The organism is Pseudoalteromonas sp. NFXS53 (assembly GCF_056629255.1).
This window is the reverse complement of record NZ_JBWVBR010000001.1, coordinates 526,396-549,358: the sequence shown is the minus strand read 5'-3', so window position 1 is coordinate 549,358 and position 22,963 is coordinate 526,396. Positions and strand designations below refer to the sequence as shown.

General features: G+C 36.5%; 8 protein-coding genes and 1 pseudogene. 5 read left to right on the top strand and 4 right to left on the bottom strand.

The genetic code is table 11. The features are described from left to right. The first annotated feature begins 11 nt into the window (after positions 1 to 11). Complete coding sequence (locus AC1HJP_RS02185) at positions 12 to 2,363, top strand: response regulator (protein WP_480360055.1); 2,352 nt, start codon at positions 12 to 14, stop codon at positions 2,361 to 2,363. A gap of 171 nt (positions 2,364 to 2,534) precedes the next feature. Here the strand turns inward: AC1HJP_RS02185 and AC1HJP_RS02180 are convergent, their stop codons facing one another. Continuing rightward, on the bottom strand, positions 2,535 to 2,801 hold the full coding sequence (locus AC1HJP_RS02180; protein ID WP_480360053.1) for a hypothetical protein: 267 nt from the start codon (positions 2,799 to 2,801) through the stop codon (positions 2,535 to 2,537). 882 nt (positions 2,802 to 3,683) lie between these two features. On the opposite strand from AC1HJP_RS02180, the gene AC1HJP_RS02175 reads away from it, so the two are divergent. From AC1HJP_RS02175 to AC1HJP_RS02165, 3 genes and pseudogenes are all read left to right on the top strand, one after another. Next, positions 3,684 to 6,860, top strand: a complete 3,177-nt coding sequence (locus AC1HJP_RS02175) for a hypothetical protein (RefSeq protein WP_480360051.1) — start codon at positions 3,684 to 3,686, stop codon at positions 6,858 to 6,860. 530 nt (positions 6,861 to 7,390) lie between these two features. Continuing rightward, positions 7,391 to 8,356: an AraC family transcriptional regulator gene (locus AC1HJP_RS02170; protein WP_480360049.1), complete on the top strand. Its 966-nt coding sequence runs from the start codon at positions 7,391 to 7,393 to the stop codon at positions 8,354 to 8,356. A gap of 639 nt (positions 8,357 to 8,995) precedes the next feature. Beyond that, positions 8,996 to 9,136, top strand: a pseudogene (locus tag AC1HJP_RS02165) (integrase core domain-containing protein); the annotation flags it as partial. 101 nt (positions 9,137 to 9,237) lie between these two features. Here AC1HJP_RS02165 and AC1HJP_RS02160 read toward each other — a convergent pair. Genes AC1HJP_RS02160 through AC1HJP_RS02150 form a run of 3 tightly spaced genes read right to left on the bottom strand, consistent with a single transcriptional unit; the run spans position 9,238 to position 21,331 of the window. Next, complete coding sequence (locus AC1HJP_RS02160) at positions 9,238 to 14,211, bottom strand: RHS repeat domain-containing protein (protein ID WP_480360047.1); 4,974 nt, start codon at positions 14,209 to 14,211, stop codon at positions 9,238 to 9,240. Further along, positions 14,211 to 17,273 carry a hypothetical protein gene (locus AC1HJP_RS02155; RefSeq protein WP_480360252.1) on the bottom strand — a complete coding sequence of 1,021 codons (3,063 nt, stop codon included), beginning with the start codon at positions 17,271 to 17,273 and terminating at the stop codon, positions 14,211 to 14,213. The genes AC1HJP_RS02160 and AC1HJP_RS02155 overlap by 1 nt, the downstream gene beginning before the upstream one ends. 2 nt (positions 17,274 to 17,275) lie before the next feature. Beyond that, positions 17,276 to 21,331, bottom strand: a complete 4,056-nt coding sequence (locus AC1HJP_RS02150; RefSeq protein WP_480360046.1) for a LamG domain-containing protein — start codon at positions 21,329 to 21,331, stop codon at positions 17,276 to 17,278. Positions 21,332 to 21,979: 648 nt separating this feature from the next. On the opposite strand from AC1HJP_RS02150, the gene AC1HJP_RS02145 reads away from it, so the two are divergent. Continuing rightward, on the top strand, positions 21,980 to 22,408 hold the full coding sequence (locus AC1HJP_RS02145; RefSeq protein WP_480360045.1) for a hypothetical protein: 429 nt from the start codon (positions 21,980 to 21,982) through the stop codon (positions 22,406 to 22,408). The last annotated feature ends 555 nt before the right edge of the window (positions 22,409 to 22,963 follow it).

Here is a 22,963-nt window from a genome sequence, read left to right as displayed (position 1 = left end):
AAGTGATAATTTTGGACAAGGCTTTCAATTTAATTAATCAGACATCCAATATTTTTGCCATCAAGTGGAAGAGTTACGACTGCGACAGCATTGACGAATACTCTAAGAATGCTTTGACCTTATTACAGTTATGCAAAGATGGTGACTTTTCAACTAATCTCGATGATGAGTTCGCATTGATTAGAAAGGAAATGATTGATGCCAACCACAACTCTACTTTAATAATCCCTACATATGAGATAAAAGGCAATGATGGAAAAGTTCATTATTTAAAAGAAGAAATTATTTTTCAAAATGATTTACCTCCTGTTTCTTTTTTCACGGATGTTACACAACTTGAAGAAGAGAAAAATGCGAGTCAAAAAATCCAACAACGTTTAGAACTTGTATTGGAGGGAACTCGTTTAGGTATGTGGGACTGGAACCCACAAACTAATGATGTCACGTTTGATGAACGATGGGCTGATATGCTTGGTCTAAAGCTTTCTGATTTAACTCAAACCTTATCAGACTGGCAGGACAGAGTTCATCCTGACGATATTGAAGGCTGTTTTGCTGATATTACAGCTCACATGGAAGGGAAAGTCGATTTTTATGAAAACCTGCATCGTATGAAGCATACTGACGGTGACTGGCGTTACATCCTAGACCGAGGCCGAGTTGTTGAGTGGGATGATGATGGCGCACCGATTCGCTTTACTGGCACCCACACAAACGTTACTGACTTAAAAAATGCTGAGTTAAAGGCTCAATATGCGCTTTTATCTCGCAATCGATTCTTTGCCAATATGTCTCATGAGCTAAGAACACCACTTCATGGGATCCTAAATTTAGCTGAATTCGCAATTAAGGAAGAGAGTAAAGGAGAAAAAAACAACGCACTTAAAAGCATTTTAAGCTCTACTCAAATTTTAACTAATATCGTTAACGATATTTTAGACTTTGCGAAAATAGATGCTGGTAAACTTGAAATAGAAAACATCGATTTTAACCTACGGGAACTTATAAACTCTGTTGAAAAACCTATGTTACAAATGGCGAGTGACAAAGGTATACAATTTATCACCGACCTATCACCAAACATTGGCAATGTATTTATTGGTGATCCTGTCCGTGTATCTCAAATAATCAATAATTTATGCTCTAACGCTGTGAAATTTACGGAATCAGGCCAAGTCACACTTAAAATTGATGTTTTAGAATCCAATGAAGATAAACAAACTCTTCAGTTTCAAGTTATTGATACGGGGATTGGTATCAGTAAGAAAGCACAAAAGGCTTTGTTCCAAGAGTTCCATCAAGCCGATAATTCGACATCAAGGAAGTATGGAGGCACGGGTTTAGGATTATCTATTTGTGCCAAACTGTCTGAGTTAATGAATGGCAAGCTCGACTTTAAGAGTACAGAGCACGAAGGCTCAACATTCATATATCAACAAGAGTTTACAGTTTCTCAGCTTAACAATGTAGACAAAAAACAAGTAGTCGTTGTTGATTTAAAAGGCGCAACAGTGCTCGTTGCAGAAGACAATAAAATCAATCAACTCATTGTGACTAAAATGCTTGAAACTCACAATGCTAAAGTCGTATTAGTAGAAAATGGCAAGCTCAGCGTTGACTATTTTAAACAGCATCCTGTAGATTTGATTTTAATGGATATACAAATGCCTGAAATGGACGGAGTAGAAGCAACAAAATTAATTCGAGAGTTGGATAGCGGTAAAACTATTTCCATCATCGCAATGACAGCCAATACCATGAGAGAAGATATCGAGCATTATTTATCTATTGGTATGGATGGGTATTTAACGAAACCTTTTGATAAAGATAAACTTAATAGCCTTCTTAATGTTTTCAATCCCAACCTAATGAGTCTCAAAAGCTTTGCTACCGCTATGAGTGACCCAGAAGTCAACTCAAAGGAAAAGTTAAACGCAATATGTGTTGAGCTTAAAAGGTTAATCCCCAAAGCGGATAGAGTCAGTTTATGGTTATTTAAAGATAACTTTTCAACCATCAAGTGCATAACTTGCCTTGACGAAAACAACCAAATATCAAACGGTATCGAATTAAAGGCTACAGATTTCCCACAATACTTTGAATACATTGTCAGTAATCAAGTTCTTGACGCTTCTGATGCGAGAAACAATGAACATACTCAATGTTTTAACAAATCGTATTTTGAGCCACTAAACATACATTCTTTATTAGATTACATCTTTGTAGTTGATAACAAACCTGCGGGGGTCATTTGTTGTGAGGCTGTTAACTCTCCTGTTGCTTGGCAGACTGAAGATGTCGATTCCTTAGTTAAAGTCGTTGATATAACAACTCTGTTTCTTGCAGAAAATATAACCCAATAATTATCTCTGTGTCGGTCGTGAATAACTTAATAGAGTATTTACGTTAGCACGTTTTGGGGCATAAATGAGTTTGCGGAACGTCCGCTTTGTAGAGGTGAGCCAATAGCATTAAAAGGTGCTGACCGTCTCTTGAACGCTCATAGCTGTCTGTCAGATGAATTCTAAACCTATTCATCGAAACTGTAAGATCAGATATGAGCTACTACAACTAAAGCGACCAGCTTCTGGTGAAACAACAGTTTCAACAATTCGGGCTGATATCATTGGCGTCTCTATACATGCATCTGCCTGCCATGATAACTCCCCTGATAGGTATTTAGCATAGTCATCATTAATCATTAAGTAGCCCGTATTTCTTGATGATAATGAAGCTGGTGTTGAAGTGTCATAACTTCTCACAGGGTTATTGGATGCCGAAAACACTCCTCTTAAGTTCATTCCTTTTGTTGGCTCATAAAGCTCTCCATTCTCATCAAATAGTTTGATAGAAAAGTTTACTGCTTTGTGGCCGATATTAGTTATATAAAACTCTACTACTTTCTAGCCCATGGTAGTAAAAGCAGGAGTTGCAACTGTTCCCCTTGACCCTTTACCTGCCTCTCCATGTTCCATTGTATAACATTGAGTTTCTTCGGCACTCGTTATCATACTTAACATCAGTCCACTTACAGTTATAACACCTTGAAAGTACCTATTCATAATATAGTCCTACGAATAAAAAACATACTTTGTAAATTACAATTATTAAGATTAATCAAATAGCCTTATGTGCATACAGGAAGTACATTGAACAGCACTATTAGTCCAAATTAGTGAATAGTAACTCAATATAGCTACTCTTGATCTAATAAAAGTAATTAATATTATTTATCAGGAAACCCGCTCCAAAAATGGGTGGTATATATGAAATAGTAACTTATATAGTTTATGGTAATTATAATAAAAATTGTAAAATCAACACTTGAATAAAGCGTCTATTCGGTGTTCAGCTATATCTCTGATAAATACACCAATTAATACAAACCTTCAAAAACATATAGAATCCGTCATGCTGGTTCAGCTATTTACCAGAACCCAAAATAGGTCCAACACAAATAAGAGGTGGACTTTCCGAAAACAATAAATATTTAATGTCGACACTAATAACTTTCATTATGAATAAAGCTATGATGACTCGGGTTTATTTCTAAACAATAGTAAAAATCTTTCATTAATACTGTACTAATAGAGTGACAATATGTACTCCCTGAAATAGCAGCACTGTCACTTACTTCAGAAAATAGGAGATGAATCAAATCATCTATTAGGAGTTACAAAGAAATGAGGGAAAAGAAAACCTTTTTATTTATCCCTGCACTGATTTTTAACAGTGCATTTGCACATGCTGCAGTCGACCAAAAACCTATAATCAACTCGTCATACAACGAAGAAACAAAGACTATTACTGCTAGTGGTTACGACCCTGACAGAGATGATCCGATTAGCCTTAACTTTTGGATGGTTAACTCGGCTGGTGAAAGAGATTTTATCAGTTTTCAAAAGAGTTTTAAAAATTCTGTTTCGTTTGTAATCCCTGATGAATATTATGATGGGGAAACCTATTCAGCCCAGATAGCTGCTGGAAGCTTACTGAAAGGTGGGGGATACGATGGTAGCCTTTATACTGTTAGTAGTCATTCTGTAACCATAAACCCTGAAGCTATTTTAAATATTAGTTGGAGTGCTCCAGATAACAGTATAGGTTATGGTGATGATGTTACTCTAAGCTGGAGTGCATCGGAGGTAAAAAACTGCAATCTCACAGCAGGAACCTATAATTCAAATAAAGTGTCTGGTACTAAAAGCTTTGATTTACTAAAAAATAGCATAACAGCAACGATTAACTGTACAGACTTGAATGATAAAGTAGTTTCAAGTAGTTCAAAAGTTACAGTACGTCCAGATCAACTCCCTAAGATTAACTTCTCCCAAGACATAGTTACATCGCAAACATTTTCAGCAAGTGCTTACGATCCTGATGTCGATGATATGGAGGTTACTCTTAACCTTTGGAAGGTTACCCCTGGTTCTAGTAATAAACATATTGCAAGTAAAAAAGTAGGTAAGTACACCCCTGCTACTTTCGAAATTCCTGTAGATTATCATGGGCAAGACCATAAATTTCGACTAGCAGTTGGAAGCTTTTATGAGAACAAGACTTACGATGCAAGTAGGTATACTGTTAGAGAATTTGATGTCAACATTCCAAAAAAGCCCATCGCTAATTTAAACTTAAGCAACACATCCGTGCCGTTTGGAGGTAATGCAGAAATTCAGTGGAGTTCTTCAGATTCATCTTCATGTAAATTGAACGACGTTACCGTCCCTCTATCTGGACAGCAAACACTAAGTAATCTTCAAGCATCTCAATCATACAAGCTTTCATGTCAAAACACGTTTGGTGACACAGTAACTAAAACTGCATCAATAAATGTTGAGCCCACTATCACATTTGAGACAACAGATTACACATCAAATCAATTAAAAGGAAAATTAAATGTTGATGCAGCAGCAAGTGTAAGCGAACTAAAACTCACTGCTAGCCACAACGCTGAAATTAATTTTTTTGATGGGGATAATGATGGGCAGGCTAATGAATTTATGATTGATTTACCAAAAGAGTTACGCACTGGCCTTGTGAAAAATATTACTTTTACACTTTATGACTATTCAGCATCAAATACTTTGCTAAAAACATCATCACATGTAGAAAGCTTTGAAAAACAAGCTTGGTTTAAGACTGAGTTAGAAAACAGTTCTCTACAGAATATAAACATCAATTTAGCCCAGAATCAGCAGTACTGTTTAAGGTCACAATTAAACGTAAGCAATAAAAACAGCGTAACGATCAATGGTAATAACGCTGAAATTATTCAATGTAAATTGATGGTTGAAAATGAAGATGAACAAGACCTTTTTGAAAATTTCATCCGAACTACAAATCTAGGTCTGCTGCATTTTAATAATATTGGCACGTTGACAGTCAATGACTTATCAGGCTCGTTCCAACCTAAATCTAACATATCACTTAAGCACTTTGTTAAAGACTGTGACATTAACGCTGAATGTCGAGATGCTTCAAATGATGAGTTAGCTTCAGCCTTATGGTGGTCACACTGGTATAAATTGTCATTTACTGAGCGGGTTACTTTTGACCATTCATTTATTTATACTGAAAGCGTTGATTCAGTAAATCTTAACAATTTAAAAATCCAAGATTTTGTTAAAGGGATTTTTATTTCTAATGCTGAAACGAATTACAACTATGATATTGATAATATCCAATTCGATGGCATTCTTGATAATCTTCATGCATTGATACCATTTAAACTTGATTTATATGGTCAAGCGGATGGTGAGAAAAATACTGTTTCTCCATCAGTTGTATTCAGTCAAGTAGCAGGCCTTGAAGGTACTTACACAAGTGCATTTAATAACTTCGTTGATTTTAGCCAACCATCTGAATCAATGGTTTCGGGATTTAAATATCATGATACATTGCGGAATCGCACAGCTACTTTTGATGAAAAACTATGTGCTCCATGGGCTAAATCTTACAATAACTTTGAACTATCTGAAAAAGATGAAGAAGGAGTAAATATTAAAGTCCCACAACTAAGTTATAAAGACTGCATTAATACAGATAATGCAAACATTGCAATCGTTGTCGGTAAACCTAACCAGACCCAAGCATATTGTGATGAAGACGAAAATGGCAAGCCTTTAAGCTGTAACCGTACTATTGATAATGTAAAAGTTTGGAACAATGGCCCAGCAGTTGTTCAACAAGGTACACATGACCATTCTTATATTACTGGTATCCAGTGTAATGTAGGTACCAACCCATTTGAAAACACAATTGATTTGGGTAGCCATGGTGATAACTGCGTGTACGTAAGTTACGGTAAAAAGGTAACTATTAAAGACGTAAAAACAGACTCCATTAGAGGTGCTATTGTAAAAGTTAGAGGGGTTCTCTCTCACATAGAAAACGTACAAGGGGACAACGCGTTATTTGCTGTATCTTTGCAGCCAGTAAATGATTCTTCTATGAATATTGATGACTCAGACGTAACTAACTTTTTCAGAAATAAAAATCTCGAGCCTGAATTGGGGCAAAATACTGCAAAATTGTATAGCTCTTACATCAATAATGTGAATATCACTAACTCGAAACAAGCGTTAGTCCATGTTCAGGACTACCAACTAACAGGTGACTATAGACAATATATTGCTATCGGTGATGATGTAAACATTAGCTACGGTGGTGCAGGATGGGGAAGTTCAGTGAAAGCTGCTTTCATCTGCCAAGGCGCATTTAACTCTTCAACATCAAATAACGGCGAAAGGCCACATTTTGTAGAGTTAGGTAATGGATTTGATAAATTGGAGATCGATGGGAAGACACTTATCAGAGCTAATGACCCTAGCCGAGAGTGCATTTTAGTGCATAAATAGCCAACAACCATTAGTTAGATTACTGGGCATTATCACGTTTTATAGTAACTCAATACAGATGTGATAATGTCCTATGTGTATAAACAGTTCAACACTGTCACAATTTAACCTTCCTTGCTAACTTAAATTGACTGAGTTCAAAAAGCTATACCAGTTATGTCACAAATAACTCCCACAGGAGTGGAAGCGTTTAAATCAATAAATATTTTAATTTGCAACTGATATTTTCTCTATTGCACCTACGAACTTCAAATGTAACAACATGACAATCAAATTAAACAAATTGTTATTTTTTTGAAATCAAAAAGACATCTTCCTTGTTTGAAAGGTAACTAAGTTAGGAAATTAACATAAATTCATTATGCCCGAGACTAATAGTTCAAGACTCATGACCAGCCGTTCATAAATTCAAACACTGCATAGAATAGATTTGGATTGATTGGTATAACCAAATTCAATTAAAAAATACAGCTATCTCCTAAGAATATCACGAGAAAGCTTCAATTATTTAGCATTCGAGTAATTAGTCCGTGAGTAATTCAGTATCAAATCAGCGAGCATTTAAGACTTCTAAGCATCCATTAGATAGTATGATGCAAACATTATCTATGGAAGGATTGTTTTTTACCCAATGTAACCTGAGGGCCCCTTGGGGTATTGACCTACCATATATGAAAAACAGTGTCATTTTTCATATAGTAACCAAGGGAAAAGCACTATTTTTTGATAACGAAAATAAATACGAGTTAAAAAGTCAGGAAATGATCATCTTTCCCAAAGGGAAAGCACATAAATTCTCGGATCATATTTCTAGCACATACATAAAATTGGATGATTTACCCATAAATTCATTAACGCCAAAACTTGATAACCTTACTTTAGGGGGACGAGGAGAGGAAACCGAAATATTTTGCGGTGTATTAGTTTTCGATTCTCCAAACGCAAAAAAATTAATTGATTTACTTCCCAACTGCCTAACAATCAAATCTAATAGTGAAGCAAATATTAAAAATATAACCAACATATTTTCATTAATAGGTGATGAAGCTAAGAATTTGAGAGTAGGTTCAGATGCCACTCTATCTCGGCTGTCCGATTTATTAATCATTTCTTGTATTAGAGAATATCTCAATGAAACAAGTGACTTAAAAAAAATAATGATGTTAAAGTTTTCTAACCCTAAGATTTTCAAAGCAACTGAGTTAATTCATGAAAGACCGCAACATCAATGGACACTTAACTCACTTGCAAAAGAGGTTGGAATGTCACGTACAGGCTTTGCTGAAAAGTTTAGGGAATTAGTCGGAAGAACACCTATCGATTATTTGACCGAGTGGAGAATGTCTCTAGCTTATACCCTTTTACAAGATAACTCTCGTTCTGTTTTGAGTGTTGCATTAGAGCTCGGGTATAAATCAGAAGCTTCTTTCTCACGCGCATTTAAAAAAGTTATGAAAAAGAATACAAGTGAAATACGACCAAAAAGTTTTCAGTAGCTGTGAATCTTTAGCCCTTAGCTAACACATTTTTTTATTTACAATATTCAAGTTAAAGTTTTAAATATGCAGTAGTTAGGCATAAGTTTAAAGTATTCAGTCATGCCTAAGTAACAAGATACCTAAGTAAAAATAATCTAACTAAAGAAAAAGCTGGATTGATAAAATCTATGCTATGAAAATCAAGGCGTTTGTGCTGCCTCGTTCATTGTATAAATATCTTATATTTATGTAAAAACTATCATTTTGGGCAAACTAAAATAAGTTATTATTTTGCTCGCTAACATGGGTTCAAAGTCTCTATATCTGACGTTTATAACGTGTTTTGTCGACATGGACTTAACTGCATTTCTCAGAACTTAAGAACACAACAAGTTAAGTCTGTAAAGTAATACGAGAAGCAAGTGCCAGGAAATTATGTTCAAGTTAACGTTAAGCTCTTGACCCTCTTAGATAAATCAGGAAAGCAAACTCGTAGATTCCAATTTACTGCCTTCGACGATGCTACCCGTATCAGAGCATTAAAATTCTATTAAAAGCGCAAGTAAACATGTGCCATCGCCTTTATTGATAAGTTTACATTTAAAATCAAAATGTTCAGTACTACTAATGGTCTCGAGTTCCAATCGAAGTACCATTGAATCACTGCAAGAAGTAGGTGAAATCACAGGTGAGTGGTTAGATATCTATAATTATGAACGGCCACATAATTCACTTGGTGATATGACACCAGCTAGCTACCTTGAGGCTGCACAAAATTCTACGAAAGAGCTGTACTAAATTGGGTGGAGTTACACTTGTATACATATAAGATATTCATAATAAAAAACGCTCAGGAACTTATCTGAGCGTTTTAATAATCAAAAGCTTAGAAAATTAGGCTAACATTCTGATCTTGTTTTACAAGTTGGTATTGGCTTTATTGATTGTTCAGGGGCCTTATAAATTGCGTCTCCAATAGCATTCTTTAACTCATTGGTAGTTGTCTTCTCAACAGCTTCAGTTATGGGGTTATCTTTAACATCGGCTGCACCTTTTACAACTTTCAATTTCGTCGAAATCACACTACCAACTAATTCTTTTGCAATCTCCGCAACACTTGGAGCTAAACTATCAGAATTAGCCGTTGCTACACCAACCTCTACCAACGTTGCAGCCATAAGTACAGTAGAAGCTGCGTTCCCTGGAATTAAAACTGCGCCAGTCTTTGCTCCTGTTTCAACAGCTTTCGCTGCCTTTTTGGAAGCAACAGCACTGTTGTATGCAGTTTCCATTTGAGAAGCAAAAGCTACCTCACTTGCATCATCATGATTCCAACCAAAGTTTAAAAAATTATACGGTATACCTACTAAGCCTGTAGGGTCTTTATATTTATATGGATTATTATTAGCATAACTATAACGGTTAAAACCATGTACTAAATTGCCTAAACCACTGTGTCCAATAGTGTCTAGCCTATCATTTGAATAAAACCGACCTATTGCAGGATCGTAGTATCGGTCTTTCATATAATTAAGTTGAAGCTCCTTGTCTAACTGATGACCGGTGTAACCTGTGCTATTCTCCCCTATTTGACTTTCGCCAAAAGCTTTATATTCCTCCGCACTTTGCCCTTCAACAAAGCCATCCTTAGCTATTAGTTGATCCTTAAGATAGATGTAATTTACACCACCACTTAGAGCTTCCGAATATAAAAGGTTGCCAGAAGAGCTATAAAAATAGAAAGTTTCGTTCAAAGCATGTACTTTCTTTATTCTATTTCCATATCCATCATATTCGAACTCAACAGTACCAGAAGAATCTTCATATGAGACTAGCCTATTCGAGTCCGAGTAATGCATTTTACCTAGGCCATTCTCGATTACATTTCCTTGCTGGTCATACCTAAAACTCCCATAGGCTCTACTCTTGCTCCCGGTTCCTTGAACACTTCTTAGCAAGTTCGCTCTAGAGTCAGCATATTTAGAGGTATCGATATCATAATTGTAACTGTAGTCATACTTCGAATTATGTGTTTCATATCTAACTATATTGCCAAAACCATCATAAACTACGGTAGAATCACCAAATGAAGACACACCAATACTACCTGTGAATCTATCTAACCCATCATAATTTAATTGGTTTAATGAGAATACGTTATTCTTTGCGTCCACTATAGAAGACACATTACCAACAGAATCATATTCATAGGTTTTCGATGTAATAAGCGTCAAATTCAAGCTATTCTCAACCGATTTTATGAATTGACTCTCATCATGCAAATTTTGTTTAAAACTTACCCCATTACCATAGTCAAATGTGGACAAAAGAGTGTTAGGGTGATAATTGATATTGTCTGCAAGCGTTTTTACAGCACCATCGGGATAGGTTGCTATTAATCTTGTAGGTAACCCTAAATAATTTGGCTCGTGATTTAGACTCATTCCATCTGGGTATAATGTACTGCTAATATTTTGAAAACTATCATACTTATATTCAACACTGAGCTTTTTACCGCCATTTATAACCAGTTCTTCTTTTGTGGGAAGACCTTGATTATTGTAGTCATATAACCACTTTGATGATGAGTTTTCTAAAATAAGTAACTCACCATTCGCACTCATTATATAGTCGATAAAATCTGAGTTATTCGGGTAATCAATACGGTGCACATCATCTAAATTATCATAGCTATAAGTAGTTGCCCCATCAGGAGCAGCAGACAAACATGCTTGAGATGTTGAATCATTAGCTGACCAAAGTAATTTGCCTAACGGGCTATAACCATAATATGTATCCCCGATATCAGGTCTAGAAACCTTACAAAGATTCCCGAAATTGTCATATGTTCTAGTTTCTACAAATTCTTTGGTAATACCATCTTGAGAAGCTCCTTTTTGGCTTATTTCAATTACTCGATTCAAAACATCATAATTCAGGCTCATCTCGACATTTTCAGGTAGAATTATTTTCTCTTTTAAATTCAAGCTTGGGTGCCCATAGCTCTGATAAAATGAAGTTGTTTCAGAGCCATTGGGTTTTCTCGTTATTACCGAGTTAAGGAGCCCATATTCGAAACTTATAGTACCAAGCCCTGACAATTCTTTTGAAAGAGTTCTACCTAATGCATCATAAACAATTGTTTCTCCCTTAGTTTCTTCCTGAGAATATGACGGGTAACTACTAAAGGTTCTCTTATTTTCGTAATCGTAAGTATATTGGTTAAATATTGCTTGAGAGGCGCCATCAATAAAAGTCTCTCTTCTCGTCACTCTATATAGCTCATCATAATATTCATTAGAAATAAGCTTTGACTCTGACAAACAAGTATTCATACTACCATCTAGCTTACACTTAAATGTCTCTTTCTTTCTATTGTCTGCAGACCAAACATATAAAGTGTCATACCACTCTTGACTAGTTGTAAGCCCAGAGTCATCAGCTAAGTCTACTGCCACTAATCGACCGATAGAATCATATCTATATCTTGTTTTAACGCCATTTAAATCAGTTATACTCGTTACATATCCTCTGTTATCAACTTCCTTTTTGATAAATTGAGTATTTGAGTTATACCTATTTGGTAGCTCTATTGATTGAGCCATGCCACGCTTGTAATCACTGAACCCGATTGATAGCTTATTTATTTCATCGAGTAAGTACTTATTAAATGTAGTTTTCTCTATGTTGCCATCATCGAAATAAGAATCGATAACACTGACAAGCGCACCATTTCGATAATTTTCTTTAGGAAGCTTTACAAGCTTAGAGCTACCAAAGCTAAAATCATCATAAATCGTCTCTTCAACAGGAGTATAAGAAGCTTCAGATGACATTTTAACTTGCAACCCTGAAGGCAAGTTAAGATCATTATTCGCCTCATCATGAACAAATTCAATTAATGACTGTTTGTACTCATTTGAATTAGGAGCATATTCCCTCTTTATAGAGGGCAGATCAAATTCATTGAATGCTGTTATGCTAGTTTTAAACTTAGTTTCTTTATTATCATTCGTGTAGTCAGTTACGACCGACTCCACAAGCCTTACATTTCTTCCTGCAACAGGGTTAATTGATGGAAGCTTATCCCAATAGTCTTTAGTGATTCTGATATTGTGGTAAAGCATGGATTGCCCATAATTTTTACCAAGGCTATACTTGAAAACCTTATCCCTAAGAAGCACACCGTCTTTATCTAGGTGCATTGTTTTCTTCAACTGTCCATTGCTTTCTCCAAATCTACGGTCATAGAGATGAACATCAGTGCTTCCATCTGGTTTAACAATGGTTGTAGAAGCTAAATGCTCCGCAGCAAGATCCGGCATACTATAACCAAGCCTATGTGTACTATTTACATCATCACCTTTAAATAATCCTTTTGTATGTGAGTAAGCATATTTCCAAATATAATCTTTCCCTCCAACCGCTATTTGTTTATATGCTAATGAAGGTACTCTAACAGAATTCGGGATCCAATGAGAATCAGCAAAGAACTGTGTATTCGGCACTCTAAACTTAGGCACATCAGAACTATTCTGACAACGATAGTCCATATTGAATTGACCGCTAGCACCTGATGGGTGTGTTATTTTAATGTATGGTTTACCATTTCCTACAATCTCACTTGCCAAACAATAATCGCCACTTAACGACAATTGAGGGGTACTAAAACCATAGCTGCCATAAAGGCCTGTAGCTGACTTATCGTGTTCAAAACTCCAGCGGCTGTTATTAGGTAAAATAATTTCACTTAAAGTAACTGGGCCATTCTCATCGTAATGATACTCCCATGTCTGCGCGTTTGCGGTAACAGAGCCAATTCTACCATTTGAGTCATAACTTATAGATATTGAACGGCCATCCGAAGCATCGATACTAGATAATTTTCCATTTGAATATTGATAGTCTACGGTATTACCAAATTTATCTTCAACTTTAGTAGCAAGATAGAACTTATAATACATCGGCAGAGTGGCTGTATCCCCAGAGCCTTCAAGCTTTGTCAACTCTTCGTTCTCAGCACATGTATTTGTTTGCACCGGGTCTCCAGATCTATTATCTTTTGACCCCGAACTAGTTAGATCACCTGTATCACCTACTAAGTTCTCGAACGTTAAAGTGCTACATTCGATGTTAGGGGGAGTTACTGACAATCTATAATTTCTTGATGATTTTAGAGTTCTCGGCTCAGATAACGTATATTTATTGCCATCATCATCTGTGACAATAAAAAATTCATTGCCGTTATTCGTTCCGCACTCAATTTTCCAACCATTTTTAAGAGCCCTCTCTCCATTATTGTCAAGAACAGATTGTTCACCTCTGCCTGGAATGGATAAATGCTCTCCGATCCAATACTCTACAGGATAAGCATAATAATCTACGCCACTCTTATTCACTCTATAGTATGGATTACTATTTAACCTAGCTGAACAAGGCGCATTGCCAGCCCATGATGATGAACTAGTACCATCTTCTTTAGTTAAATAATTAGATTTTATATAAGGCAATGAAAGTGACCAGTTGGCAAAATCTCTTGTTTCTCTGATCCAGTTGTTAGGACCTTTTAGGGCTCTCCTGATTTCTACTGGTAGATTAAAATTACCAGGTATCGAGACATCAACTTGTTCAAAGTTTAATGCACCTGAAAAACGGTCTACACTATCACCAAATAAGTTAGTTGTTAAAGTTATGTCAGTTTTAGACTTTCTCATCATTTCTTGATAATTGAACGCAATATCTGTTGCTGCAAATGCAGGCAAGCTGGACCCAACTATTAATGAAGCTGAAAGAAGAAAGGGATTAAATATAATATTTTGTTTGTTCAACTTAGTACTCCCAAGCTTTTCTAATTTTATTACACTTAAATTCATTACAAATTCTCCCCATTATCATTTGTACTTTTTAATGGAGAACCAAAGGCATCAGAGTGAATATAAACAGTCCCTCTCTTTGTAATAACAACTAGCACTGTTATTGTTGTTGATACTTTAGCGCCAAGCTTTGAGGTAACTTCTATAGTTAATCTGTACTTACCCATATCTAAGCTACCGAAATTAAATTGATACTTTCCATCGATAAGTTGAGCTATCCCCTTTTGACCATTAGACAAAATAAACTCTACCTGTTGGATGTTATTGGCTAAATCAGAAGGTGCCGCAAAAGAAGCTACAAAATCTTCCTTATAGTCGAACCGCTTATTATCCTGGAACGATAAAACCTCAGAGATAATCTGACTGGTACTATTAACATCCCACACATCAGATAAATCGAATTGCACACTTAAGGAGTCTTCTAAGCTGGAACAAAAAACATGATTAGATGTACCTAAAGGATTGTTAATACATGGAGATAAAGTTAAAGAATAGTTATCTGTTTCTCTAATATCTACAATTGCAAAACTAGAATCCGTATACCAGCTATATACGCCATTATTAGGTTCACCTAATCTTGTTAATTCCAATTTATAAAGATCAGCCCCTTCTACGGGATTCCACGTCAGATTAAGAGATTTAGAGGTACCTTCGATGATTTCGTTTGATGCAGTTATCTGATCTATTGAATCATCGGCACCATAACAAGTGATATGTCTTTGATATGACTTAACAGTTGGAGAAGAAAACAGCTCTGTTCTAAAAATTCCTGACTTTTCTTTAACTCCATAGTCAAAATATACAATATCATTGACTAAGTCTTCATTATCAATCGCTCGAGCTTCACATCTTTTAACTTTGATATACTCTAGCTCTAAGTATTGTTTTTCACCTACGAATGCAGGGTTATTAGGCCCAAAGCTGGCTTTAAAAATATCCGTTTTAGCAAATACGCCAGTGGTTGTTGACATATCAACTACAGTGCCATCTGCACCTTCACAAGAAACGGTTTGTGTCCAAGTATCCTCTTCTAGTCTTGGCGATGAAGTTACTGTATATGTGCCCGTTTTAAGTGTGCCATCATCTTTTACATAAGTAACATCATTATTCCACCTCGGGTTTTTCGATGCGTCCATCCAGCATCTTCTTGCATTACTGTAAGAAAATGAAAAAACTTGTGTTTGACCTACCGCTACTCTAAAAGGTTCATATGATAAGTTTTCAATAGCAACTACTTGATCTGAACCTGTGTTATTTTGAAGGTCCTCAATCACATTTTGGGTAGACGCAGTAACTTCTTCACCATCAAAGCCTACACACTTAACAGTTTGAACCCAACTATCAGGTTTATTTCTAACTCCTGTTTGAACTTCAAACTTACCTGATTTCAAAGAGCCAGTATCTGCAACATAAATTACATCTGCATCCCACCTTGGGTTTAGCCTATGATCCATAAAACAACTATAAACATTCTCATATTCAAGAATGAAAGTTTGGCTTTCTCCGATACTTACTGGGTTATTAAAATATGCAAGACGTTTAATTTTTGGAGAGCTAGGGCTTGTCACACTAAAAGCTTTAAAGGAAGTATTAGAAACACCACCATCTAAGTCTTCTGCAATAACTCTCACTAAATACTGACCAGGGACCAAGTTTTGATTAAAGGAATAAATATTATTACTTAAGTGTATTCCATCTACTGTCGTTATATGCTGCCCCGTCGCTGCCAAAGATACAACAAACTTAACTTTAGATAACCGAGATTCAGGGTCAACAACCTCTGCAGTAAAAGATACGCTTTCAGAGCTAAGATAACTTTCTTGAGTATTTAATGCTGAAACAATAGGAGCTTCTGTACTAACACTATTAATAGTATTAGTGATCGTTCTGTCTTCGATAGTACCGTCTTCAGCTAAACAACTAACTGTTTGAGTCCATGAGTCTGCAATTGTTCTAGGGCTACTTGTCCATTCGTATGTACCTGAAACGCTCTTGTTAATACCGCTGTCGACATAGATAGTATCACTACTCCATCGAGCATTTTTAGTGCTGTCCATCCAGCATTTAACAGCATTTTGATAAGAGAATGAGAATGTTTGAACATCACCAACATTTGCAGGATTAGGGGAGTAGCTCAAACCACTGAAATAAAGCGGCTTGTGCTCTTCTTCTACAGTAAACTCTGACTGAACTTTAGTTGATAGCTGCTCATTATCCACAGCAGTTGCGATTAAAGTATAGCTGCCCTTAGATAGCCCAGAAGTTGTAAATTCATAAGGAGCTACTGAATCTAAAGATTCACTTATAGAGTTAACTAAATCAGAAGACGAATACAACTTAAATTCAACCTTATTAATTGTTCCGTCACTATCTGATGCTGTTGCTGAAGCTGAAACAACATTCCCTTCATAAAATAATGAATTCACATTCATGTTAATAGATGGAGCATTATTTACTTTTGCGCCTACAGTAAGCTGGGAAGACACTAATGCTGAGTTTCCACCTGCGCCAGAACAGTACATTGAAACTGTTTGATTGTAAGTTCTATTCTGCCCAACCCAAGATCCTGAAGTGCCTCTTGATTCACCAGATATAAAACAGTCATTAGCATTTTTAGATGACCAGATTAATGTTGAACTTTCACCATAAGCAACGTAAGAAGGAGACCAGAATATTGTAGCCTCAGGCTTTGGATGCACGATAAAGTTAGTGCTTACAGAGTTAATAACACTGCCAGAAGCTGTTCCATCGGGTGCAATATCAACTGCATTAAGTTTTATTGTATGAGTTTGCCCGTCCCAAAAGCTTACAGGTATGTTGTAACTAAAATGACCGCCAGATGCATACAGTGTTGTCTGTGACTGACCATCTATCCAAACACCAATTCTAACTGTGTTAGAACTATCTGGGTCTACCGCTGTCCCTGTTATTAATTTACCATCCGAGCTAACACTATGAGAAATATTTGGAAGTTGATTAGCAAAGATAGGCTGTATATTAAGTGCTCCAAAGATAAAAGCACTCGATAAAATTATTCTTTTTTTCATCATTTTCTTCTTCATCACTACTGAACCTCAATAGATAGCCCTGTGGGCTTCTCAAGTTTATTGACTTTGTAACTTGTAGAGAATTGAGTTGGCTCTCCGTCTATTGTTAAGCAATGCCATTTTATGATTTTTAAATTGACGGCCTCAGTACTGAGAATTTCTTCAGTTCCAATACTGTTTGTTACACCGCTATCACAGTAAGCAACATTCGGGAGGTTCCAGTTCAAAGTGTTACTTTCGCCTATTAATACTGTGTCTTTATCTAGCTTGAATTCAGAAGTTGAGTAGGTCTTCGAACTGATAACTTCACCTTGTGAGGTATTTGAGCAGTGGACATTTATCTTCGAGATACCAATAAAATCTTTTGCCGTTATTTCGTGGCTCATTGTTCCACTTTGCTCACTTGCACCTTCAAAAAGTACAACTTCTGATGAAGAGCCAGGTTCAGTAATCCAACAACGCTCCGCATTGCTATAGTTGACTGTGAGCAATCTTGGCTGACCCTTTACTGCATTTAGAGGTGCTATTTTTAAAGAAGGGATTGCAAGGCCATCATTAGTTGTCGCACTGATAACTTTTTCTATGATTAAACCTTCTGAAGTTGAACAACTTAGAGTAACTTTACTGCCAAGTAACTCTAGCGGTAAGGCCACTGAACTACTAAAAGAAGTTGAAGATCCCCCCTGTTCTTCTGCATAAACTAGAATGTCATTTTCTAACTTTTTGTTCTTAGAACTGCTAATAACACAAGATGTTATATTTGAATATTCGACTGATAGCATCAGATCAACACTATGTGTAGAGGTCTGAACATCTATATTAGTAAAGTTAATATGTGGAATATTTGCACTAGGTGCCAAAACATTAATTTGAACCAGAGAGCTGGAAAGTACGTTACCTGAAGCATCCCTTAAGTTATATACAAAATCGTCTTTGCCTTCGCTTAGTGCGGTGTAAGTTACAATGCCATTTTGATAACCTAAAGATGCGCCTTGTGAGGTTCTTGTAGGAATATCAAGTGATACATCTGTCGACCCTAAATAATCATTCTCAAGAATATTTAACTGTCTCTCGTAGCCTACAATTGCAACATAGTCATCAGATATAGCATAAGCTTCATCATTCGAAACAGTACTCGCTGATACAGATATTTCAACATTAGCTGTGCTTAGCACTTCACCAGCATCTGATACAACTGAGTATGAGAATTCATAGCTACCAGGTTCTGTAGCCACAAATGCTAGCCTATCACCTACGCTAAATACACTGAATAAAGTAGAGCCGATATCCGCAACTCTTAATTCAACAGTTTGCCCTTCAGGTAGGGAATCATTAGCGAGTACATCAAGTAAATGAACATCATATAAAGATAGTGAATAACTGTCATCTGCTGGGTTTTCTGGTTGTGCAGGTGAGATTAATGTACCTTGATACTCTTGTGTAATTTCTTCTGAGGTTAACTTTCGTTTAAATATGCGGAGGTTGTCTAGTTCGCCTATGTAGTAAGAAGCACCATAAATGTTATACCATTGACCAATATTCAATGGCGCGTCTCTATTGTCATAATAAAGAGTATGTGTTGGGCCATCTATTTGCGTTACATCCTCACCGTTAACAAACACCTTTATTCGGTTTGCAGGCTCTCTAGTTCCCGGTGCTATTGCTTCATAGGTAATAACTACATGCTGCCAGCTACTTGATGACAATACTCCGCTAGATTTATCTAGATTTGAGCCTGAAGTACCAAATATAAACGGATATACCTTTCCATTGACCTGAGTTACTCCCCATTCTACCTTATTTTCGCCAGGGGAGGACTTTAGCATAATAGGGTCGTAACTTGTTGTGCTATCTGGCTTCATCCAAAAAGACACTGACATACCATTTTCTGCGTCAATACTCAGTTCTGGCGATGACGGCACTTTGATGTATGTACCACCACCAAAATCTGCGGCCTGCCCATCATTCGCGCCGGCTACCGATGACAGATTACTGCCTATTACTGCACCATGGTTACTATTTCCAGACGTGTCTTTACCTAAATCCGACGGGTCTTCAAACAGATATTCGGCAACTAAACTTGCTTTTGCTCGATCTTTTATTGCATGGTTGTGCTCTAATGACACTCTCACATCGTCTAGCGCTGTGTTAAAAATACGAACGTCAGCTAGTTTACCCTTAAAAGGTAGGTGGCCGTTTCCATTTCGACCACTACCTAAGAAAAGATTAGCATCTGCGTTGTTATAACCAGTTTCGCTATAGTTAATGATAACTTGGGTGGATTGTTGCTTACCATCTTTGTAAACCTTCACCGTATCTGAACCAGTATTACCGGATATAACGACGACATAGTGACTAAAGTCGTAAGTACTTATTGAAGCTGCTTCGTGCTTGATATTACCACCTGAATTCTTGTGATACATAGCACCAAATTTTTGACCATTACTATTTAAGCCAACTTCCCACTCCCACATGGTTGGGTCACCCTTCCTCAATACTCCTTGTCGACTTGAAGCACTCGGTAGGCTCGCCCAAAATGAAAAGCTCATACCTTCGCTGGTGATAGAAAAGTCATCACTATCTGGAATAACAATGCTAGCGCCATCGACAAAACTTAAAGCGGTACTCCCACCCATATTATGCTGTTCAACAGAGCCAACTAACGCTCCGTTATTTCCATTTCCAGACCAATCAACCGCTACATTATTTAGATCATCAAAGTGATATTCTCCAACTAAATTCTCATCGTAAAGATCTTTAGGTTTTACATTTATGGTGACAGTCGCAGTTGCTGAGCTTATGCCCGAGCCCGATGCATCTTCTAAATAGTATGTAATTGTAGTACTGCCAGAACTTGGAGTTGTCACTACTAATTGCCCGTCTATAACTTGAGAGCTGAAGGCTGGGTTACTGTTACTCTCTATTACCAAACTGGTTTCCATACCATTTGGTATTAAGTCGTTGCCCAAGATATTAACTGTGTACTCTGCATTCTGCGTCAAAATAAAAGAGTCATCTTGTGCTTCAATTGGCGAACTTGAATCTGGGCCCATATTCTTGAAGGCTATATATATATAGTCCTTTCCAGTTTCATTAAAAGAATTTTCATGCCCTGAAACACGAGTGGTTTTAACTAACTCTCCGTCTCGATTTAACTCCATGAAGGCCCCAAGTACGGTGTCGTAGCCTGCTCTTACTCTATCGAGAATGTTGTATCGATCTTTGCCTATATGAGGGCTCCACATAGTAAAGTTGCTAGCTAAACTTGTATTAATTGGCTTTAGTATTAGAGCGTCAGGTTGCCAAGGAAAAGATGCGAGAACACCGTCTGTGTTATTACCTGTGTATTTACCAACCGTGACACCAGCTTGTGGGTTATCAGCAAAAACATATGCAATATATTGCTTGCCATTGCCGTTGGTAAAAGAGCTTGCCCCAACATGAAAGCTGTTATTATCGGGCTGCTTATTACCAAATGCATAAGCATATTGTGTAGAAGAGTTAGAACCAGAGTTGCCAAACAGCCATACATTCTCCATATCGCTATCTGACGACAAGGCCTTATGCCAAACAATGCCATCTTGCGCATCAGAAATATTTTTTATTATCACCATTCCCACATTGGATCCGAGATTATGAGGTATGGTACGACTGGCAGACTGATCACCGGTATAAGTAACAATATCAAGAAAGCCTGCTTTTTCGGCTAGTGCTAAATAGTTGTACTCTTGATCTTGTGCGTTCATGTAATTCGAATTGCTTTGGACAGTAAAACCTTGTTCTGTAAAGCCAAGAAATGTACTAGTAGAGCTAAGGCCCTCGTTCATAGTACTATCCAAATAACTACCGCCATCATTTATGGTGTCAAACCAAAGCACACCAGAGTCAACTGGAGCACGATGTATTATCACACCTTCTTGATTGACTAGATCAATACCTACATCTATAGATTTTTGGGATGTAGAGGTCGTCCCATTACCAACGTACTTTCCAAGCACGACATTATTCGTGCTTGCAATAGACGCTGTACTCAAGACTGAAAAAGCTACCAGTGAAGTAAAAAGCTTGTTCATTTTATAATTTCCTAGATTAAGAGCGAGAAAGCACTTTTAAATGCTGAGGTTCAAACACGCTCAAATTAGTTGCCTATCAAGGCTTTGTTGTTTGTGTTGAGTGTCCTAATAACAGCACTAAATATTTTCTTTTCGTGCTTAAGTTCACTTAAAAGTGATGATATCGATTGAGCATTCTGTGAACACAAAATCCACATGATAGAAAGTACATTTCGCACTTCCTTTAGTCCTAGTAGTTGAAATCATTACTAACACTAAAAGTTTTTACTACTAAGAAAGCGTTTTGGATGGATATCTAGATTACTTTAGAGACGAACTATTATTTAGGCTAAAAGAGTAAGGTTTTGTCTTCTGAAAATTACAAGCCAAGTGGAAGGTTTCAATAATAATGAAGTAGTTGAACAAATGTTCAGTCTATTGTCTATTTTGAGCTGTTAAACATACCCTGATAGCAGCAATGATGAACCTATATTGGGATTGTTCATTTGTAGATAACACGCAATGTATTTTTACCCCTTCACTATGCAGATAGTTCATATCTATATACTTAGTGAACGTAGTTCTAGGTTCAGACTTAATTTTATTCAGCGAATATACATATAATTAATTTTGAAATAAGTGAGTTAAATTCAATACAAGAGAAATAATGTGAAAGTTACAACCTCCAATTCAGTAGAGTTTTATAAACAAGATCAACCAATAAATGGTAATAATTTAAAAACAGAAGAAAGTACTTTTACTAACAGTTCTATTTCAATAAGCCCTGAAGCAAATCAAGCTTCACTAAACTTGAATAATATTGCTCAAAAGTATGATGTTAATGACATATCACAAAGAGAACGAATTTTCATGACTGAGGAACTTATGCATTCAGGCTTAATTTATTCTGGTGTGGGCGTGCATTTAATTGCACCAACGTCAATGCATGAAAAACAAGATGATAGAAGTGATTTCCTTACGGGGATGAAAGAATCTCTAAAAATTGATACAGCCCCATTGAACTCAGAACATATGAAAAATAAACTTAAAGCTATAAACATCCTTGAAGAATTAAAAACATTAAAAGTGACCACCTAAAGTTAGATTAATCATTAGTAAATTGAAGCGATGGCTCATATTTTTCACAAAAAATAGGCTTATTTATATTTAATTAATAGTTAACACTTTACTGATTGCACTTTTTAAGCGCCTTTCAGATATTGCAACAGTTTCACCATTACTTAATGTATATATCAGTGCACCTTTTTCATTATAATGCAGGTTTTTTCTGTTCAAATCAGCTTCATCAAGCTGTTTTAAAAGTGCCTCTTTTTCAGAAGTAATGAAGTCCGTGTCTGGCAAAGATAAGATAAGATAAAATACTTTACAGCAGGAAAGCTAAGTTTGAAGGTGAGTGAGCAAAACTGTTAAGGCTTCTCATGGAAAATAAAGAATTCTGGTTGGAAAATAGGTATTAAAAAGCCAAAGCCCTCCTGCGTAAAAAACAAAGTGACGTTTAAAACCTTTAAGAAACTATCTTCGGTATTTCCAGTAAGCTTTGTTAATTAATGAGTGTAAGGCGCTTAGTCTATTATGCTTATCTGAGGTGCCCCGCAAAAGTTATAACAGCGGGGAATTACATTTACGTAAAAG